Genomic DNA, 19,161 nt, shown 5'->3' on the forward strand with positions numbered 1-19,161 from the left:
TTACCCACGCGTTACTCACCCGTCCGCCGCTCTCTCCGAAGAGATCGCTCGACTTGCATGTGTTAGGCACGCCGCCAGCGTTCATCCTGAGCCAGGATCAAACTCTCAAAAATAAAATAATTTCTGCGAAATCATATCGCCAACGAATTTCTCGCTAATGCTCAAAACTCCGTTGATCAAATTTTCGCTTTGTTTAAAATCCGCTCAGATGTTATCTCAAAATATCTGGCATGGTTTGTATGGCGTTCGAACTATTTGTTCGAACTAAATATATCTGCTGTTCAGTTTTCAAAGTTCATTTAAAACTTTCGTTTTGTTTTTTATTTTCTTGCCCTCTCTCAAGGACAAGTATTATATTATCATCTTTGGCATTTTACGTCAACACTTTTTTTAATTTTTTTCTATTTTTTATTTTAATTTTGTGGAATGCTATTCTAAACAACAACTAAACAACATAAGAATGCTAGTATTTTCAACACTATCAAATAAAAAATATAATTATTATTTTTAAAAAATCATTACTTTATTTTTCTAGAAAAGTTTCTCATACGCTACTCTTTCTGCTCCATCTTCAAGAAGAATTATCCCACAATACTCAAAACCATTTTTTTCTAATAATCCTCTCATCACGAAATTCTCCTCATGAGTATCTATTTTTATACTACTATATCCTAATTCTTTGCATTTATCCTCAGAAAATTTCATTATCTTATGAGAAAGTCCCTGTCCTTTAAATTCATTGCTAACAGCAACTCTATGTACAACACCATATTTTCTATCGCTTAACCATTCTCCTTCATAAATTTTATCATATGTACTTTCTCCTCTAAAAGAAATTGCTGCTGTACCAACTATCTCACCGTCTATTAACATAACATAACTCTCATCCGCAGAAATATCCCCTTTTAAATTATCTTCATTAGGATAACCGTCCTGCCACTGATCTATACCCTTACTCTTAAAATACTCCTGCGCTTCTTTTATAATTCTCATTATTTCTGGTATATCTTCAACTTTAGATTTTCTAAATTCCATAATCCTCTTTAATCTCCCCTCAAAAAATAACTTTTTCTTCTAACTAAATATAAATAAAATTAGTCTTTACTATCAAAAATAATATTAAAATAAATTATATCAAAATTTTTCTATAAATTGCATTTAATTTTTCTAAAATAAATAAAAATATTATACAGTACACTTCCATACTCACCCATAATTATAAATTTATTTTATAATCTAATTTACTGCTTTTATTATTTCATAAATTTTTCTTATTTTATAATCTCAGACACATTGCAATTCCAACAGTATAGATTATACTATACGGGGGTATAGTTATTATCTATAAAATTATTTTATCTACATATGTTAAAATATTTTCGTAATAAAGTGATAGAAAAGGTGAGAACTAATGAAAATAGAAAAATTATATTATTTTGAAAGCGCTGCTAGACAAAAAAGTTTTACAAAAGCTGCAAGTGAATGCCTTGTAGCTCAACCTGCTATAAGTCATAGCATAAAAAGTTTAGAATCTGAACTTGGGTTTGATGTCTTTGTAAGAGACAAAAAAAATATCTCTCTAACACCACAGGGCGAGGTCTTTTATAACGACGTTGTTAAAATCCTAGATAAATATGACAAAGCTGTAGAAAAAGCGAGAGATTTCTCTAACTATATAAACAAAAAAATAATAATAGGTCTATATGGATTTAGCGCTACAATTCCTATGGTACCTATCTTAAAAGAATTCAAACAAAATTTCCCAGAAATAGAATTAATATTCAAAAGATGCCATAACACTAGTTGTTTTGAATCTATATATTCTGGAGAATGTGACATAATCATATCTTACTGCTGCCCAGATGAATTCGCATACGATGATATATACTTTAAACCTTTGTCAGAAGACTCTTTACTACTTGCAGTACCACCAGAGTCTAATCTAGCTGATAAAGAATATATATCTACCAGAGACCTTTTAAATGCGGATAGAAACATGCACATCTTAGATACATACGAAAACCACATAAGAAGCTTTGTATCTATACCTTATGAAAAACTAAAAATAGAAACAGATGTAGAACTTCTTCACTTCTCTGGTTTTCTAAATAGAGATATAATATTTACCACACAATCAGAAATGGACTTCTTCCACGAATCTGACTACATAATAAAAGAAATTAAGAACATTAGTTCAAAAGCAATACATGGAATTTTTTACAAAAAGAACAATCTCAACCCATTAGTTCATGAATTTGTAAATACACTTTAAAGACACTTTCTTTTATAAAATACAACCTTGGATACGCATTCCCATAATCCTATATTTATAATAAAAATTTTTCATAAAAAAAGCCACGATTAAAAATCGAGGCTTTTTTACTATCTCTAAATACTAAGCATTTTTACCACAGCATTTTTTGTATTTTTTACCACTTCCACATGGACATGGATCATTTCTTCCAACTTTGTGTTCTTTAACTATAGTTTTGCTTTTTTTGTATTTTTTGTGTAATTCTTTTCTTGTTTCAGCAGAAAGTATACCATCCCATTCAGGTAAAGTGTATAACCATTCAGCTTCAACAGCACACATATTGTAGAATAATTTTTCCCAGTCTATTTTTATAGATACTTCTCCATCAACTTCTATAGCATCTAGGTCTAGATCTTCTTTTAAACTTTCGCTTATTCCATCTATGAATCCCATGAAGTACTCTGGAGATGTTTCATATTTAGTTGCTAAATCAGCAACTTTTCCTTCTACAGTTTCAGTTTTTTCTTCTAATATTTTTCTGTATATGTCTCTCTCAACGTTTAAATAATCTTTCCAGAATTCTATTTCAGCTTCCTGGTTTTCGTGAGTTTCACTAAGTTTTTTCCATGCATCATATAAACTCATTGTAATTTCCTCCTAAAATAATCTCGTCTTATAAAAGACTTTCATTCAAATCTACTATATTATATCATAATTGAACAGTTCTTTTAATACTTTTATCGCTTTATCTTGTTCAATAAAGTACGGACTTGTGGCTATTGTAATAACATTAGCTCCTTTAATAAGCTCCTGTATCCTATCAAACCTATCAGAAAAAGGTATATAATCCATATCCCTTGAGAATATATCTAAATCTATATCTAACACATACTCTCCTACTACCTCTTCCTTCAAACTATAAGAACTGTCCATTATTATAAGCTCTGAAAAAATTCCATGCTCCATTGCAGGCTTAATAAAACTTCCCACATTAAGCACTTCATTTGTATATCTAAATACATCGTCTAAATCGTCTACATCTACATCATAATTAGGCGGAACTCTAGTATCCTTGTGCTGATCCACATGCACTAAAGTACACCCTCTATTAAAAAGACCTTCCTTAAGGCACTTCATCCAGAAGTAAAACGAATGGTTATGATTGTCGAAAATATACACTCTCTTTCCATCTTCAGTGTCCATTCTAACCATATTTTCTATACCATAAGCCTTAAACTCTGTATCCTCATCTATCTCATTAAAAACAATCTCTGTACCTTCCCTTACATCATCCAAATCTCCTTTTATAAGCTTTGGTACAAAAATCTTCTTATTCTCCCTTTCTTCAAAGGAAAAAATATTATTTCCAACTGGTTTTTCTATAAAAAATCCATTATATCTTTCCATACTATCCAATCATCCTTTCGAACTACTTATCAAAAACATTCCATGGATATTCTTTTGGTGGCTCACAGACAAACTCCATCTTCTCTTTAGTAACAGGATGAACTATCTCAATCTTATAAGACCAAAGCGCTATCTGCTGACCTACCTTGCTATTTTTACCATATCTCTGATCACCAACAAGAGGATTGTTTCTTGAAGCAAACTGAACTCTAATCTGATGTGGTCTACCAGTCTTTAAATCTATCTGAACTAGACTCATCTTATCCTTAAATGCTAGAGTTTCGTAGCTAAGCTCAGCGTACTTAGAATCCTTATGGCTTTCAGAAACCACACTGACCATATTAGTTTTCTTATTCTTATAAAGATAATCTTTTAAAGTATCACTCTGTTTTCTCATCTTTCCATTGATAACAGCTCTATAAGTCTTTTTAAACGTCTTATTTCTAACCTGCTCAGAAAGTCTTGATGCTGCCTTAGAAGTCTTGGCAAATACCATCGCTCCTCCAACAGGTCTATCAAGTCTATGAACTAACCCTAAATAAACATTCCCCGGCTTATTATACTTTTCTTTAAGATATGCCTTTAATAGATTAACCATATCCTTATCATTTGTATTATCGCCCTGAGAAAGAATATTTACAGGCTTTTCAACTACTAAAAGATGATTATCTTCATAAAGTACATTTATATTTACACTAGACAAAGACTATCTCTCCCATCTACCAAATATACCACAAGGAAGTATTTTACCATCTCTAGATGCTGGTATTCCAACTTCTCCACCGTATATCTGTCCACCTTTTACTTTCTTTCCTATAGTAGTAGAAAGTACGTTTTCAAGTACTATTGGAGAAAATCCTGTAGTATAAGAGTTTATTAAGAAGAATAATGGATCATCAGATAATACACCCATACATAATTCAACGAAATCGTATAATTTATCTTCTATTTTCCATACTTCACCTTTTGGTCCTCTTCCGTATGAAGGTGGGTCCATTATTATAGCATCGTATTTTCTTCCTCTTCTTATTTCTCTTTCAACGAATTTAACAACATCATCTACTATAAATCTTACTGTCTGATTCTGAAGTCCAGATAATGCTATATTATCTTTTGCCCAGTTTACCATACCTTTTGCTGCATCAACGTGGCAAACTTCTGCCCCAGCTGAAGCACAAGCAACAGTTGCTCCACCAGTATATGCAAATAAATTTAAAACCTTTATAGGTCTTTTTGCTTTCTTTATTTTATCTATCATCCAATCCCAGTTTGCTGCCTGTTCTGGGAAAAGACCTGTGTGTTTAAATCCTGTAGGTCTTATATTGAATTTTAAATTCTTGTAATTTATTGTCCAACTTTCTGGATATTTTTTCTTCTGCTCCCAAGAACCTCCACCTCTATTACTTCTGTGGTAGTGTCCGTGTGGATTTTTCCATAATGACCATTCTTTTTCCATTGGCCAAACAACCTGTGGGTCTGGTCTTCTAAGGACGATATCTCCCCATCTCTCTAGCTTCTCTCCGTTACCCATGTCTATAAGCTCATAATCTTTCCAACTATCTGCTAAAATTAACATCTTTTCCTCCTTCTCTCTTATCTAATTAAATTTATATTTCTTAAAATATTTTCCATCTCATTTTTTAACCTAATTATTAATTATATCATACACATACAACCATTTGCACTACTTTATCTCGCCAATTACATATAAATAAAAAAGAGCTAACCGAAATGATTAGCTCTTTTTATCTCAATTGTTTTAAATTATATTTCTGATATGTTATAAACTTTTAGCGTATCTTTATCTATATGCTGTTTCTTAACGTCTACCATTGCTTTTAATGTATCAAGAGAAGTCATAACTTCTGTAGAGAATTCTATAGCAGTTCTTCTTATCTTGAATCCATCTCTATTAGAGTCGTTACCTTTTGTAGGAGTATTTATAACCATATCTACCTGTTTATTTCTTATCGCGTCAAGTATATTTGGTCTAGCTTCTTCTACTCTATTTACAGTTTCAACTTCTATTCCGTTTTCTCTTAATGCTTTAGCTGTTCCTTCTGTAGCCATGAAAGTATATCCAAGTTCTTTCATATCTTTAGCTATTTCTATGAACTCTTCTTTATCGTGGTTGTTTATTGTAGCAAGTACGCAACCTCTTTCATCAGCTATACCTTTACCAGCTGCAAGGAATCCTTTGTATAATGCTTCTTCTAAGTTAGCACCTACTCCAAGAACTTCCCCTGTTGATTTCATTTCAGGCCCTAGTGATACTTCAACCTGAGCAAGTTTTGCCATTGAGAATACTGGTACTTTAACAGAAACTATATCTGGAGTTTTGTATACTCCTGTTCCGTATCCAAGATCTTTTAATTTAGCACCTAACATACATTTAGTTGCAAGGTCTACTATTGGCACACCTGAAACTTTTGATATATATGGTACAGTTCTACTTGCTCTTGGGTTAACTTCTATTATGTATAATTCATTCTGGAATTCTATGAACTGGATGTTAACCATACCTATAACATTTAGGTCTAAAGCTATTTTTTTAGTGTAGTCTAATATTTTTTCTTTTATTCTGTCAGATATATTCTGGCTTGGGTACATTGTTATACTGTCTCCTGAGTGAACCCCTGCTCTTTCAAGGTGTTCCATTATACCAGGTATTAATATATCTTCTTTATCGCATATAGCGTCAACTTCTATTTCTCTACCAGTTAAGTATTTATCTATAAGAACTGGGTTTTTGCTATCTCTTTCGAATGCTGCTTCTAAGTACTGAACTAATCTAGCTTCATCGTAAGTTATTTCCATACCCTGTCCACCAAGTACGTATGATGGTCTAACAAGTACTGGGAATCCTAAGTTGTGAGCAACTTCAAGACCTTCTTCAACAGTCCATACACCTCTACCTTTTGGTCTATTTATGTCTAATCTTTCTAGTAATTCATCGAATTTTTCTCTATCTTCAGCTGCATCTATATCTTCGAAATCAGTACCTAATATTGGTATATGTTTTTCGTGAAGGAATTTAGCTAGTTTTATAGCAGTCTGTCCACCGAACTGAAGTATAACTCCATCTGGATTTTCTTTTTCTATTATGTTAAGAACTTCTTCTTCTGTTAATGGTTCGAAGTATAATTTATCAGAAGTATCGAAGTCTGTTGATACAGTTTCAGGGTTGTTGTTTATTATTATTGTTTCTATTCCCTGTTTTCTTAATGATTTAACACAGTGAACTGAGCAGTAGTCGAATTCTATACCCTGTCCTATTCTTATTGGACCAGATCCAAGAACTATAACTTTTTTCTTATCGCTTACTGTTGCTTCATCGTATTCTTCATAAGTTGAGTAGTAGTATGGAGATAATGCATCTACTTCTCCAGCACATGTATCAACCATTTTGTAAGCTGGTTTTATATTGTAAAGCATTCTCAATTCGTATAATTGTTCTGGGTTTATTTTCATTAAGTCAGATATACCTTTATCAGAGAATCCTTTTTTCTTTAATTCAAGAAGATATTCTTTAGTAAGGTCTTCTATTTTCATACCTTTTAATTTTTCTTCCTGTTCAACTATCCATTTGAATCTATCTAAGAACCATTTATCCATCTTAGTTATCTGTTCTATCATTTCAACTTTGTAGCCTCTTCTTATCATTTCAGCTATGTCGAATAATCTTTCATCATCTGGAACAACTACTCTAGCTTTTAATTCTTCTAGAGATCTCTGTTCTGATGGTGCATGAACTAATGAATATTTTCCTATTTCTAGAGATCTTATACCTTTAAGTATAGCTGCTTCAAAGTTGCTTCCTATACTCATTATTTCTCCAGTAGCCATCATCTTAGTTCCTAATCTCTTATCAGCTTTTTTAAATTTATCGAAAGGCCATTTTGGTATTTTAGCAACTACATAGTCTACACTTGGTTCGAAACAAGCTTTAGTCTTTTTAGTTACTGCATTTTCTATTTCATCTAATGTATATCCAAGAGCTATCTTAGCAGAAACTTTTGCTATTGGATAACCAGTTGCTTTTGAAGCTAGTGCTGATGATCTTGAAACCCTTGGGTTTATTTCTATAACAGCGTATTCGAAGCTATCTGGGTTAAGTGCGAACTGTACGTTACATCCTCCCTGAACTTCTACTGCATTTAATATATCAAGAGATGCTTTTTTAAGCATTGCACATTCTTTAGCACTTAATGTCTGAGTTGGAGCAACAACTATACTGTCTCCTGTATGAACACCAACAGGGTCAACATTTTCCATATTACATATAACTATGCTGTTTCCTATGCTATCTCTCATTACTTCGTATTCTATTTCTTTCCAACCTTTTATACTTTTTTCTAAAAGTACCTGGCTAACTGGGCTTAGCTGTAAACCGTGAACTAATATTTCTTTTAATTCTTCTTCGTTTTCAGCTATACCACCACCAGTTCCTCCTAGTGTATAAGCTGGTCTAACTACTAATGGGTAACCTATTTTATTTGCATAAGCTAAACCATCTTCAAGAGTAGTTACTATATCACTTTCTATAACTGGCTGATTTATTTCTTTCATTACTTCTCTGAATATATCTCTATCTTCACCTTTTTTGATAGATTCAACAGAAGTACCTATTACTTTAACTCCGTATTTATCAAGTATTCCACTTTCGTATAATTCAACAGCTAAGTTAAGTCCTGTCTGTCCACCCATTCCTGCAAGTAAACTGTCTGGTCTTTCTTTTTCTATTATTTTTTCTATGAATTCTAAAGTAAGTGGTTCTATATATATTTTGTCTGCTATTTCTTTATCTGTCATTATTGTAGCTGGGTTAGAGTTTATTAATACAACTTCTATCCCTTCTTCTTTTAAAGCCTGACAAGCCTGAGTTCCAGAATAGTCGAACTCTGCAGCCTGTCCTATTATTATAGGTCCTGACCCAAGTACTAATGTTTTCTTTATACTGTCTATTTTAGGCATAACATTCTCTCCTTTAATCCGTTTTATTTTTCTTAATCTATATCGTTTCTATTATAATTTTATCTATTATAATGCAAGGAATTTACCATATACGCATTCTTTGTCGTCTGTTGATGTGAATGCTGGTATAAACTGTACACTCATTATAGGAAGTTCTTTATGTTTTAAACCTTCTATAGATCCATCGTTAAGACTTGTATAAGTTACTTCTGTGTTTTCAGGCATTTCAGTTATATTGAATCCGTGGTGCTGAGTAGTTATTAATACTCTACCTGTTTCCATATTCTTAACTGGAACACTTGCTCCTCTGTGTCCAAATGGTAATTTACCTATTTTTCCACCAAGAGCTAAAGCTATAACCTGATGTCCTAGGCCTATACCTACAAGTGGCTTAACACCTGCTACTTTTTTAGCTGCTTCTATTGCAAAATCAGCATCTTCTGGATTTCCAGGTCCATTTGATAATAATACAACGTCTGGATTTACGCTAAGTATTTTTTCAGCTGGAGTAGTAGCTGGGAATATTGTTATATCACATCCGTATGCTTTAAGCGCTTCTATAACACTATTTTTAACACCTAAATCTAATACAGCTACTCTTCTTCCTGTTCCATCTATTTTTTTAACATCTTTGCAAGTTACTTCTTTAACTGCATCTTTATTGCAGTAAGAAGCGAATTTTTCTTTTAATTCTGCTTCGTCTTTATCTTCGTAAGCTATCACAGCTTTCATTGTTCCATTAGCTGTTATCATTTTAGTAAGTGCTCTAGTATCTATACCTTCTATACCTACTATTTTATTCTGTTTCATGTACATATCTAAGTCCATTTCACATCTGAAGTTGTTAGGACTATCGCATTTATTTCTAACTATAAGTGCTTTTGCATGCACTCCATTTGACTCTACATCCTCTAAGTTTATTCCATAGTTTCCTACTAGTGGATATGTCATAACTATAAACTGTCCTCTGTATGTTGGGTCAGTAAGAAGTTCTTCATACCCTGCCATTGAAGTATTGAATACTACCTCTCCTACAGTTTCTTTTTCGTATCCAAAAGCCTTTCCTTCAAAAACTGTTCCGTTTTCTAATATTAATTTGCATTTCATATTGGATTTACCCCCTACGCATTTTCTATTTCTCTTACTATACTTTCAGCTGCTTCTTTAGGATTTTCAGCCTGTGTTATAGGTCTACCTACAACTATATATTTAGCTCCTCTTCTTATTGCATCTGAAGGAGTTACTACTCTTTTCTGATCCCCTACTTCTGCTGTTGCAGGTCTTATACCAGGGCAAACTGTAACAAAATCATCTCCACATATTTCAACTATCTTATCTACTTCTCTAGCTGAACAAACAACACCGTCTATTCCAGCCTTCTGAGCTAATTTTGCTCTCTTTATAACTAATTCTTCAGCAGTCATACTGCATCCTATATCTTCAAGGTCTTCGTTGCTTAATGATGTAAGTACCGTAACACCTACTATTAATGGTTTTTCTATGTTAAGTCTTGTAGCTTCTTCTTTAGCTATTTCTGCACACTGTCTCATTCCTTCCATGTCAGAAACGTGTATTGTCATTAGCCAAACATTATCTCTAACTGCTGCTTTTACCGCACTTTTCATAGTATTTGGTATATCGTGGAATTTTAAATCTAGGAATATTTTTTTCCCTTTTTCTTTTAAGTAATCAAGAGTTTTACCTCTTGTAGCAACGTACTGTTCTAGACCAACTTTGAATATATCAACACTATCTTCTAATTTGTCTATCATTTCTTTTGCTTTTTCGAAATTGTCAGTGTCAATAGCCACTATCAGTTTTTCTTTTCCATTAACCATATCTATTATTCTCCTCTTCATTAGTTTTAACAAAGCCTCGTAATACACAAAAAATCCTTACACCACAAAAAGAGGCATAAGGATTTTATCTTTCCATAACAAAAAACGCTATGAGATATCTTTCCCAGTCTCTCTGGACTAGCTTAAAAGACTTTATCATAAATATTTTTATTTCTTCTAATTTAATTATTTTAGTATTTATACCATTATAACCATTTAAGAGTTTATATGTCAATAACTTATTAATCCTCTTCTTCAATTAAGGTTTTTGTTTTTTATGAAAAGTACATTACTCTTATATTATACATCGTTTTCCAACTAATTTGGATATTATTATGTTATTTATGGTAATTATTCCTATAAAAATTCTAATTTTACTCTTCATCTTCTAAATCATCGGCAACATAGTTTCTTGGTTCAGCTGATATAAAATACTCTCTTCCACCAATTCTATTTCTTAAATTCATATCCTTGTAGACAACAGTCATCCCTCTTTCTCTACAAGCTAAATCAAAATGCTTTAGAGCAATTCCCATACTAATCTTGCTCATATCTCTAAGAACTGCCTTTTTAGGAACTTTTTCAAAGAAATGAATTCCTTTTTTATCTCTCAGTACATACCAAGGCTGCGTATTCTTGACAGATGGCGCACGTCTTACAAGCTCCATAACATCTTCCCATTCGCCTTTCATACCTTTAGATATCTTAGAAATATCTTTTCTATCTGGTATCGCAAATCTAGTTCTAAATAAAGGCTCAGATTTTATAGGCATACCAAATGCAATTATTATACATGGATCTCCTATACTTTCATCTAATTCTGCATTTTTTATCATCTCAGCTACTTCAAAACCTTCATCTCTAACAAAATCTCTCTCGTCTTCTTCTGTCTTTAAGCAGTCTAAAATATCTGCTTTTGTAAGGTGAGAGTCTATCCAACAAGTAGCTATACCAAGGCTAGTCATAAATAGTACTACCTCTTCCATAGCGTATCCAACATTCTGAAGATGGTCCTTACCTCCATCAGATGTGACAACTATATAATGAGGTGCCTTTATCTTACATTCCTTTCCCATAAGGAAGTGGATAAGATGTCCCTTATCTATAACATGAGCTTGAATATTTAAATCTTCGTCTATATATGTTATATTATCGCACGCTCTTTTAACGTCTTCTATCAAATGATCTTTGAGTTTCTTATTTGAAAAGAACTCAGTTGTTTTTCTATAATAAATGGCTTCACATAATTCCATATTAAAAATCCTCCCGAAAAAATCAAAAAAACTAATTATTCTATCATATACATTATAATTATTTTTCGTAATTTTGTATATAGCACAGCAGAAGAATAACTCTTTTATATATCACTTAAATTTTCAGAATGATATAATAAAAATATACAAAAATAAATTGGTTGGAGGTATAAAGAAATGAATTTTGAAAGAAATTTAGACAAATACGCTGAACTATCTATAAAAGTTGGAATGAATGTTCAGCCTGGAGAAACTCTTTTAGTTCGCTCACCTATAGATTGCGCCGATTTCGTAAGAAAAGCTGTCAAATATGCATATGAATGTGGTGCAAAACACGTATATGTAGAATGGAGCGACGACGAATGCTCTAAACTAACATATAACATGGCTCCTGACGAATCATTTAATGAATATCCTCAGTGGCAGGCAGATAAATATACTCAGATAGCAAAAGAAGGTGGCTCTTTCTTAACAGTAGTAGCTCAGGACCCAGACCTTCTTAAAGGTGTAGATCCTCAGAGAATAGCAAACTTCCAGAAAGCTTCTGGAAAAGCTCTTAAAGAATGGAGATCTTATACATTAACAGATAGATGTAAATGGAGCATAGTTGCTTGTCCTTCTGTAAACTGGGCTAAAAAAGTATACCCAAATTGCTCTGAAGAAGAAGCAGTAGAAAAACTATGGGAAGGAATCTTCCAGTGCACTAGAGCAGATTTAGAATCTCCTGTAGACGCTTGGAATGAACATATAGCAAACCTTAAAAAGAGAACTGACTTCTTAAACGAATCAGATTTCAAAACATTAAAATACTCATCAGCTAAAACAAATCTTTCAATAGATTTACCAGAAGGACATATTTGGTTAAGTGGAGATGCAAAAGATCCAAACGGTGTATCTTTCGTACCAAATATACCAACAGAAGAAATATACGGAATGCCTCATAAATTTGGAGTAAATGGTACTGTAGCTAGTACAAAACCATTAGTATTTGGTGGCAATGTAATAGATGATTTCACAATAACATTTGAAAATGGAAAAATAGTAGATTTCACAGCTGAAAAAGGATACGAAACTCTTAAAAATCTAATAGAAACTGATGAAGGTTCTCACTACATAGGAGAAGTCGCACTAGTTCCTTATAATTCACCAATATCAAACACAAATACTGTATTCTATACTACTCTATTTGATGAAAATGCATCTTGTCATTTAGCTATCGGTTCTGCTTACAGAAGCTGCATAGAAAATGGAAATGACTTAAAAGAAGAAGAATTAGATAAAATAGGAGTTAATGATAGTTTAACTCATGTAGATTTTATGGTTGGATCTGCAGATATGGACATAACTGGAATAACTAAAGATGGAAAAGAAATTGCCATATTCAAAAATGGAAACTGGGCATTTTAGTTAATCAAGGTTTATAATTTATAAAATAGCAAAAATAAAAGGAAGTGCATCAGTCCTCCAGGCTTCGACGCCTCACACTTTTATATAACACATTTATAAGATGTGAGGCGTCTGTAGATTGTCGGGAGTGATTTGCACTTCCTTTTTATTTCCACATTTTTAAAATTATAACCCTTGATTATCCTAAAATGTTGATAAAATGCGGAAAAGTTATCCACTTTTCTACAAGTTGATACACATTTTGTTTATATCTTTAAGATAAAAATTAAAAATATCTTCTATTCTAGAAAATATTTCTGTTTTGTGGATATTTATCTCTGTTAATTATGTGGATAAGTGGATAACTATCCCTGTAGTGTTTTGCAATTTATAGATATAATTTAATTAGAAAATTGCTAAATAGTGGGACAACACCGACAATCTGCAAGCGACTCGTAGCATTTAAATGTGTTACATAAAAGTACGAGTCGCTGAAGCCTGGAGAGTTGAACACTATTTAGCAATTTTCTGCTTAAATTAAGAGCATAAATAAAAAACACCGTATGGTTTCGCTAATCCCATACGGTGTTTTTTATTGTTGACGATAAATTGATAAAATATTTCCATCTAAATCACAAATATCCACTCGCTACTTTGGATAATTGGACTTTTCTCTTGGTTATATTATATACAAAATATACATCTTAGTATACACTAAATCCGAAGATTTTTAAACAGTTTTTTTAATTTTATAATATAATTTTTGCTATTTCGACTGCAGACTTAGCATCTTTTGCATAAAAATCGGCTTCTATTTCAGATGCATAGTCCTCTGTAAGTACTGCACCACCGACAAAAATCTTAACATTAGGCATTTTTTCTTTCAGCGCTTTTATAGTTTCTTCCATACTTTTTACAGTTGTAGTCATAAGTGCACTAAGTCCTACAAGTTTTATATTTTCTTCAACAGCTTTTTCCACAACTTTATCCACAGGAACATCTCTTCCTAAGTCGATAATTTCATATCCGTAGTTTTCAAGCATTATTTTTACAATATTTTTACCTATATCGTGGATATCACCTTCTACAGTAGCTAGGATAATCTTTCCTTTTGATACATCTTCTTTTTTATCCCCATTTTTACTTATTAAATTCTCTTTAATAACAGTAAGTGAAGCTTTAACGGCTTCTGCAGATTGAATCATCTGTGGAAGGAATATTTCCCCTTTTTCAAATTTTTTCCCAACAACATCAAGTGCAGGAATTAATATCTCATCTAAAATATAATTCTCATCAGTATCATTTAACATCTCTACAGTTTTGCTTTTAGCCTCATCTTTAATTCCCTTTTCAACAAGATCAAATAATGACATCTCTGAAGAACTAGTAGATGATTTTACATCTTTTTTATTATCTACGTCGCTGTATCTTTCAACAAACTCAGTACATCCCTTGTCTATATTTCTAATAACCTTGTATGAAGTTATCGCTTCCATCATTCTTTCATTATTAGGATTTATAATAGCTAAATCAAGACCAGCATCTAAAGCTAAAGTTAAAAATGCAGAGTTTACTGCCTGTCTATTTGGAAGTCCAAAAGAAATATTAGACACCCCAAGAGTTGTATGCACTCCTAGTTTTTTAACTTCTTTCATAGCTTTTAAAGTTTCATACGCTGCTTCTTGCTGAGCTGAAACTGTAAGAGATAGACAATCTATGTAGATATCCTCTCTTCTAATTCCAAACTCCTCGGCTCTTTTTATAATCTTCTTAGCAATCTCTACTCTTTCCTCGGCTTTTTCAGGGATACCTCTCTCATCAAGAGTAAGACCTACCACACAAGCTCCGTATTTTTTTACTAGAGGAAGAATAGCTTCTAGTGACTCATCTTTTCCATTTACTGAGTTTACTATTGTTCTACCGTTGCAATATCTAAGCCCAGCCTCTAAAGACTCAACAACAGATGAATCTATCTGAACTGGTGTATCTGTAACAGACTGCACCTCTTTTAAAATATCTACCATAGCTTTTCTTTCATCTATTCCAGGAAGTCCAGTATTTATCTCTAAAATATCTGCACCGCCATTTACCTGCTCTATAGCAAGTCTAACTGCATAATCCGTATTTCCTGATTTTAAAGCTTCTTTAAATGCTTTTCTCCCAGTTGGATTTATTCTCTCACCAACAACTCTAGGCTCATCAATTCTCACAACCTTAGACGGAGAACAAACTGCACTTACATATTCATTATTTTTATCTCCAATTTCTACACTAGATAGATTATCAGAAATCTTCTTTATATATGAAGGATCTGTACCACAACATCCACCTATTACACTAGCTCCAGCCTCGATAAATTTCTTAACGCCTTCCCAATACTCATCAGGACCTATATCATAAGTAGCCTGTCCGTCATGCATTGAAGGAAGTCCCGCATTTGCCTGTACCATAACAGGAATTTGTGCGACACTACAAATCTTCTCAACTATTGGAAGTAGCTGCACAGGACCAAGTGAACAGTTTACACCTATTGCGTCTACTCCAAGACCACCTATAGTATAGACCATACTTTCTGGAAGACATCCTGTAAAACTTCTTCCATCTTCATCAAAAGTCATAGTTGCAAAAACTGGTAAATCAGAATTTTCCTTAGCTGCAAGGACAGCAGCTTTTATCTCAAGTAAATCCATCATTGTTTCAATTACTATAACATCTACTCCAGCTTTTACACCCCGTACAACCTCTCTTTTAAAAATCTCATATGCTCTATCAAAGCTCAAAGTTCCCATTGGCTCAAGCATCTCACCTATTGGACCAATATCCAATGCTACAAACTTTTCCTTATCTGAACTAGACTCTTCTATTGCCTCTCTTGCTGTTTTAACAGCGTTATCTATTATCATCTCAACAGTATATCCTTCTGGAAGCTTTAATTCATTACATCCAAAAGTACAAGTAAGAACTGTGTTCGTCCCAGCATCTAAATACTGTCTATGTATATCTCTTAAAATATCTGGATTTTTATACGCAAAAATCTCAGGATTTTCTCCCATTTTTAGTCCATTTCTCTGAAGCATAGTTCCCATTGCTCCATCAAACATTAAAACTTTTCCTTTTTTTAAATAATCTCTAATTTCCATAGCAAGCTCCCCCGTTTTCCCTTCTGTATATACAGCTGTTGTAGTTTGGGCACTCTAAACAACTTTTTTTACCTTTTTTAACTTTATTATCTTTGTCTTTACTTAAATCATATATTCCAATAATTGCACTAACTGACTTTCTTGGTATCATAAGTCCGCTACTGCTTGTAGTGAGTCCTATTTTATTCTGAGACTGCAGAATATTCAGAATTTCTTTGCCACACTCTAGTGGTAAGTCACCATATCCTGGACTATATCTCATAGTTATATATTTCCCAGATTTTTCAACTTCTTTTTCAATTATTTCCTGAACATAATCACAAGTCCGCTCTACAAATGTTGTAGCAGCAGAATCCATTATTATACTTTTTGTAAGGTCTACATATTCAGCCTTTCTAGTTTCCATTTCTACCTTTGTTCCAATAGTAGCTGCAAATAAAATGCATTCATCGCAACCTCTAAGAAGCTTTGAAATATCTTTACTTTTTAAAACTAAATTTGTTCCCTCTACTTCAATTCTATCTTCAAAAAATTTAAGCGGATATCTTTCGTATACCGCTCTAGGAGTTATTATGGATCTAGTTTGCTCAATTGCTAAATCTATCTTCTCTGAAAAACTACTCTCTATCTCTTGGCCTTTATACCGGAGATATCTAAGAACTTCGGCTTTTTCAATAGATATCTCCGTATTTTTTAAATTCTTTACAATGCTCAATAGCTTAATCCTATTCTCCGTATATGTTTAAAGAGAATCCTTCATCTAAAGCTTTTTTAGCATATTCTTTTGCACCAAATAGAGATAAATCTCTGTAGTTTCCACATTCTACTGCTGTTGCAGCTGGTATTTCATCTGTAGTTAGTACCATTTCAAGAGCTTTTTCTAACCCTTCTTTAACGTATGCAGGTTCAACATCTCCCCACATTATTAGATAATAACCAGTTCTGCATCCCATTGGAGATAAGTCTATTATATCGTCCATAGTTTCTCTTAAATATGTAGCTAAAAGATGTTCTAATCCATGAAGTGCAGCTGTACCAAATGCTTCTACGTTAGGCTGTAAAAATCTTAAATCAAATTTTGTAACTTTGTCTCCGTTTTTGCCATCTAATACGCAACATTTTCTAACATAAGGTGCTTTAACTTTTGTGTGATCTAGTTTGAAGCTTTCTACTTTTTCCATTTCCTAATCCTCCTAAAAAATTTATCTTACAATTAAAAAGCTCTTCTCATCAAATCGACAAGAAGAGCAATCTTTTCATTCTATCTTATCGATGTCAGCAGGACCACCTTTAAATTTAGGTTGGTATCGGGATACGAGCTGACCCTCTGCCCCGATTCTTGATAAGTTTATTAAACTGATTTTTATTATATATTATATCCACTAAAATGTAAAGCAAGTTACATTTCTATTTTGTATATCATTGTATTTATCACTTATATTTCAAATTTGAATAAATTATATTTAATTAACTTCGATTCTATGGTATATTTAACTAGCTATATAAAAATTTTGATATTTATTTTAGATGTTCAAATAGAAAATGATAAGGATAGTGAATTTAAATGAGAAAAAAATTAGAAAAATGCAACATAGTATTTACAGGATTTATGGGTGTCGGCAAAACTACTGTATCTGCCTATATTGCAAATCTTTTAAATAGAGAAGTTATAGAAACTGATCAATATATAGTAGAAAAAGCTAATATGGATATTCCTTCTATTTTTGATAAATTTGGAGAAAACTACTTCAGAGATTTAGAGTCTGAAGCAGTTGCAGAAATTTCTAAAAAACGTGGGGTTATTATATCTTGCGGTGGTGGAGCTGTTATTAGAAAAAAAAATGTTTTAGAATTAAAGGAAAGTGGTATAATAATCAGATTGACAGCTACTCCAAATACAGTACTTCAGAGAGTAAAGAATTCAAAAGAAAGACCTATTCTAAACGGACATATGAATACTGAATTTATCTCATCTTTAATGGAAAAAAGAGACTCTTTCTACTCAAATGCAGCTGATATAACAATATCTACTGACGGAAAAACTGTAGATGAGATAGCAAAAGAATGTATAGAAAAATCTATAACATTTATAGAAAGTAAATAATTTTTAGTACAAATCATAAATTAAATTTTAAATAAGAGGACGGTGAAATAATGGCAAAAAATACATTACAAAATCTTTTAAGTAAATCAAGAAAAGCAATTCAGGACTTTAATCTTATACAGGATGGAGATAAGATAGCTATTGGATTATCAGGTGGTAAGGACAGTATGGCACTTCTTCACGTACTTAGTACATATAGAAGATTTTCTCCAGAAAAATTTGAACTAATGGCGATTTGCCTTCAGATGGGTGGCGCTGATAACTCATCACTTCATGAGTTATGTAAGGAATTAGACGTAGAATTCCACGAAATCCCTACAGATATAAAAGAAGTCGTTTTCGATGTTAGACAGGAAAAAAATCCATGCTCTCTTTGCGCAAAGATGAGAAGAGGTGCATTAAATGACTATGCAGTAAAATTTGGCTGCAACAAGGTCGCACTTGGTCATCATAAAGACGATGCCCTTGAAACATTCCTTATGTCTATGTTCTATGAAGGTAGAGTGAGTACATTCTCTCCAAAATCATACCTAGATAGAACAGGGCTTACAGTTATCAGACCAATGGTGTATGTTGAGGAGTATTTAATCAAGAAAACTGCTGAAGAGATGGATTTCAAGATAGTTAAAAATCCTTGCCCAGCAGATGGTAATACTAAAAGACAGTATATAAAAGAGCTTATAGCTAGACTTCAGGATGAGATGCCTGACTTTAAAAAGAATATGTTTATAGCAATGAATAACCCAGAACAGTGCTTCTTATGGGATAAAGAGAAACTAAAAGATGTTCATTTCAGTAGATAAAT

General features: G+C 32.6%; 16 protein-coding genes and 1 rRNA gene. 4 read left to right on the forward strand and 13 right to left on the reverse strand.

All coding sequences use genetic code 11. The features are described 5' to 3' along the window. Positions 1-113, reverse strand: a 16S ribosomal RNA gene (locus ACK2WN_RS08965); the annotation flags it as partial. A gap of 418 nt (positions 114-531) precedes the next feature. Beyond that, the gene (locus ACK2WN_RS08970; RefSeq protein ID WP_300530252.1) at positions 532-1,035 is read right to left on the reverse strand and encodes a GNAT family N-acetyltransferase; all 504 of its coding nucleotides are present in this window, start codon (positions 1,033-1,035) and stop codon (positions 532-534) included. A 376-nt stretch (positions 1,036-1,411) separates the two neighbouring features. On the opposite strand from ACK2WN_RS08970, the gene ACK2WN_RS08975 reads away from it, so the two are divergent. Further along, positions 1,412-2,272 (forward strand): LysR family transcriptional regulator, encoded by an 861-nt coding sequence (locus ACK2WN_RS08975; RefSeq protein WP_006441055.1) that lies wholly within the window; start codon positions 1,412-1,414, stop codon positions 2,270-2,272. Positions 2,273-2,395: 123 nt separating this feature from the next. Here the strand turns inward: ACK2WN_RS08975 and ACK2WN_RS08980 are convergent, their stop codons facing one another. The 8 genes from ACK2WN_RS08980 to ACK2WN_RS09015 all read right to left on the reverse strand — a co-directional run bounded on the left by ACK2WN_RS08980 (position 2,396) and on the right by ACK2WN_RS09015 (position 11,726). After that, complete coding sequence (locus tag ACK2WN_RS08980) at positions 2,396-2,899, reverse strand: SEC-C metal-binding domain-containing protein (RefSeq protein ID WP_416155384.1); 504 nt, start codon at positions 2,897-2,899, stop codon at positions 2,396-2,398. A gap of 54 nt (positions 2,900-2,953) precedes the next feature. Then, the gene (locus ACK2WN_RS08985) at positions 2,954-3,661 is read right to left on the reverse strand and encodes a UPF0489 family protein (RefSeq protein WP_329998823.1); all 708 of its coding nucleotides are present in this window, start codon (positions 3,659-3,661) and stop codon (positions 2,954-2,956) included. A gap of 22 nt (positions 3,662-3,683) precedes the next feature. Further along, positions 3,684-4,364 (reverse strand): RluA family pseudouridine synthase, encoded by a 681-nt coding sequence (locus ACK2WN_RS08990; protein ID WP_199647614.1) that lies wholly within the window; start codon positions 4,362-4,364, stop codon positions 3,684-3,686. A gap of 3 nt (positions 4,365-4,367) precedes the next feature. Then, positions 4,368-5,237, reverse strand: a complete 870-nt coding sequence (locus ACK2WN_RS08995) for a class I SAM-dependent methyltransferase (protein WP_006441051.1) — start codon at positions 5,235-5,237, stop codon at positions 4,368-4,370. 188 nt (positions 5,238-5,425) lie between these two features. Next, entirely contained in the window at positions 5,426-8,635 is a 3,210-nt protein-coding gene (gene carB / locus ACK2WN_RS09000) for a carbamoyl-phosphate synthase large subunit (protein ID WP_300530262.1), read from the reverse strand. Positions 8,636-8,701: 66 nt separating this feature from the next. Continuing rightward, positions 8,702-9,742: a glutamine-hydrolyzing carbamoyl-phosphate synthase small subunit gene (gene carA / locus ACK2WN_RS09005; protein WP_416155385.1), complete on the reverse strand. Its 1,041-nt coding sequence runs from the start codon at positions 9,740-9,742 to the stop codon at positions 8,702-8,704. A 14-nt stretch (positions 9,743-9,756) separates the two neighbouring features. Continuing rightward, complete coding sequence (pyrF, locus tag ACK2WN_RS09010; protein WP_416155386.1) at positions 9,757-10,473, reverse strand: orotidine-5'-phosphate decarboxylase; 717 nt, start codon at positions 10,471-10,473, stop codon at positions 9,757-9,759. 374 nt (positions 10,474-10,847) lie between these two features. Further along, complete coding sequence (locus ACK2WN_RS09015) at positions 10,848-11,726, reverse strand: nitroreductase family protein (RefSeq protein ID WP_329998836.1); 879 nt, start codon at positions 11,724-11,726, stop codon at positions 10,848-10,850. A gap of 177 nt (positions 11,727-11,903) precedes the next feature. Between ACK2WN_RS09015 and ACK2WN_RS09020 the strand changes: the two genes are divergently transcribed. Next, on the forward strand, positions 11,904-13,133 hold the full coding sequence (locus ACK2WN_RS09020) for an aminopeptidase (protein ID WP_329998839.1): 1,230 nt from the start codon (positions 11,904-11,906) through the stop codon (positions 13,131-13,133). 728 nt (positions 13,134-13,861) lie between these two features. Here ACK2WN_RS09020 and ACK2WN_RS09025 read toward each other — a convergent pair. The 3 genes from ACK2WN_RS09025 to ACK2WN_RS09035 are packed head-to-tail and all read right to left on the reverse strand — an operon-like array spanning position 13,862 to position 17,433. Next, positions 13,862-16,252: a homocysteine S-methyltransferase family protein gene (locus ACK2WN_RS09025; RefSeq protein WP_416155387.1), complete on the reverse strand. Its 2,391-nt coding sequence runs from the start codon at positions 16,250-16,252 to the stop codon at positions 13,862-13,864. Then, positions 16,242-16,967, reverse strand: a complete 726-nt coding sequence (locus ACK2WN_RS09030; protein WP_416155388.1) for a vitamin B12 dependent-methionine synthase activation domain-containing protein — start codon at positions 16,965-16,967, stop codon at positions 16,242-16,244. Before ACK2WN_RS09030 ends, ACK2WN_RS09025 begins: the two co-directional genes overlap by 11 nt. Positions 16,968-16,977: 10 nt before the next feature. Further along, entirely contained in the window at positions 16,978-17,433 is a 456-nt protein-coding gene (locus ACK2WN_RS09035) for an S-ribosylhomocysteine lyase (RefSeq protein ID WP_006441043.1), read from the reverse strand. 383 nt (positions 17,434-17,816) lie between these two features. Between ACK2WN_RS09035 and ACK2WN_RS09040 the strand changes: the two genes are divergently transcribed. Then, entirely contained in the window at positions 17,817-18,356 is a 540-nt protein-coding gene (locus ACK2WN_RS09040) for a shikimate kinase (RefSeq protein WP_416155389.1), read from the forward strand. 50 nt (positions 18,357-18,406) lie between these two features. Continuing rightward, positions 18,407-19,159, forward strand: coding sequence for a tRNA 2-thiocytidine(32) synthetase TtcA (locus ACK2WN_RS09045; protein WP_006441041.1), 753 nt, complete (start codon positions 18,407-18,409; stop codon positions 19,157-19,159). Positions 19,160-19,161: the final 2 nt, after the last annotated feature.

The organism is Peptacetobacter sp. AB800, assembly GCF_047807365.1.
Lineage (GTDB): Bacteria > Bacillota > Clostridia > Peptostreptococcales > Peptostreptococcaceae > Peptacetobacter.

Excerpts from the sequence above, each read along its gene's own strand:
- ACK2WN_RS09020 (WP_329998839.1), top strand. The coding sequence starts at position 11,904 with ATGAATTTTGAAAGAAATTTAGACAAATACGCTGAACTATCTATAAAA.
- carA (WP_416155385.1), bottom strand. The coding sequence starts at position 9,742 with ATGAAATGCAAATTAATATTAGAAAACGGAACAGTTTTTGAAGGAAAG.
- pyrF (WP_416155386.1), bottom strand. The coding sequence starts at position 10,473 with ATGGTTAATGGAAAAGAAAAACTGATAGTGGCTATTGACACTGACAAT.
- ACK2WN_RS09045 (WP_006441041.1), top strand. The coding sequence starts at position 18,407 with ATGGCAAAAAATACATTACAAAATCTTTTAAGTAAATCAAGAAAAGCA.
- ACK2WN_RS09035 (WP_006441043.1), bottom strand. The coding sequence starts at position 17,433 with ATGGAAAAAGTAGAAAGCTTCAAACTAGATCACACAAAAGTTAAAGCA.
- ACK2WN_RS09015 (WP_329998836.1), bottom strand. The coding sequence starts at position 11,726 with ATGGAATTATGTGAAGCCATTTATTATAGAAAAACAACTGAGTTCTTT.
- ACK2WN_RS08975 (WP_006441055.1), top strand. The coding sequence starts at position 1,412 with ATGAAAATAGAAAAATTATATTATTTTGAAAGCGCTGCTAGACAAAAA.
- carB (WP_300530262.1), bottom strand. The coding sequence starts at position 8,635 with ATGCCTAAAATAGACAGTATAAAGAAAACATTAGTACTTGGGTCAGGA.
- ACK2WN_RS08995 (WP_006441051.1), bottom strand. The coding sequence starts at position 5,237 with ATGTTAATTTTAGCAGATAGTTGGAAAGATTATGAGCTTATAGACATG.
- ACK2WN_RS09040 (WP_416155389.1), top strand. The coding sequence starts at position 17,817 with ATGAGAAAAAAATTAGAAAAATGCAACATAGTATTTACAGGATTTATG.
- ACK2WN_RS08970 (WP_300530252.1), bottom strand. The coding sequence starts at position 1,035 with ATGGAATTTAGAAAATCTAAAGTTGAAGATATACCAGAAATAATGAGA.
- ACK2WN_RS09025 (WP_416155387.1), bottom strand. The coding sequence starts at position 16,252 with ATGGAAATTAGAGATTATTTAAAAAAAGGAAAAGTTTTAATGTTTGAT.
- ACK2WN_RS08980 (WP_416155384.1), bottom strand. The coding sequence starts at position 2,899 with ATGAGTTTATATGATGCATGGAAAAAACTTAGTGAAACTCACGAAAAC.
- ACK2WN_RS08985 (WP_329998823.1), bottom strand. The coding sequence starts at position 3,661 with ATGGAAAGATATAATGGATTTTTTATAGAAAAACCAGTTGGAAATAAT.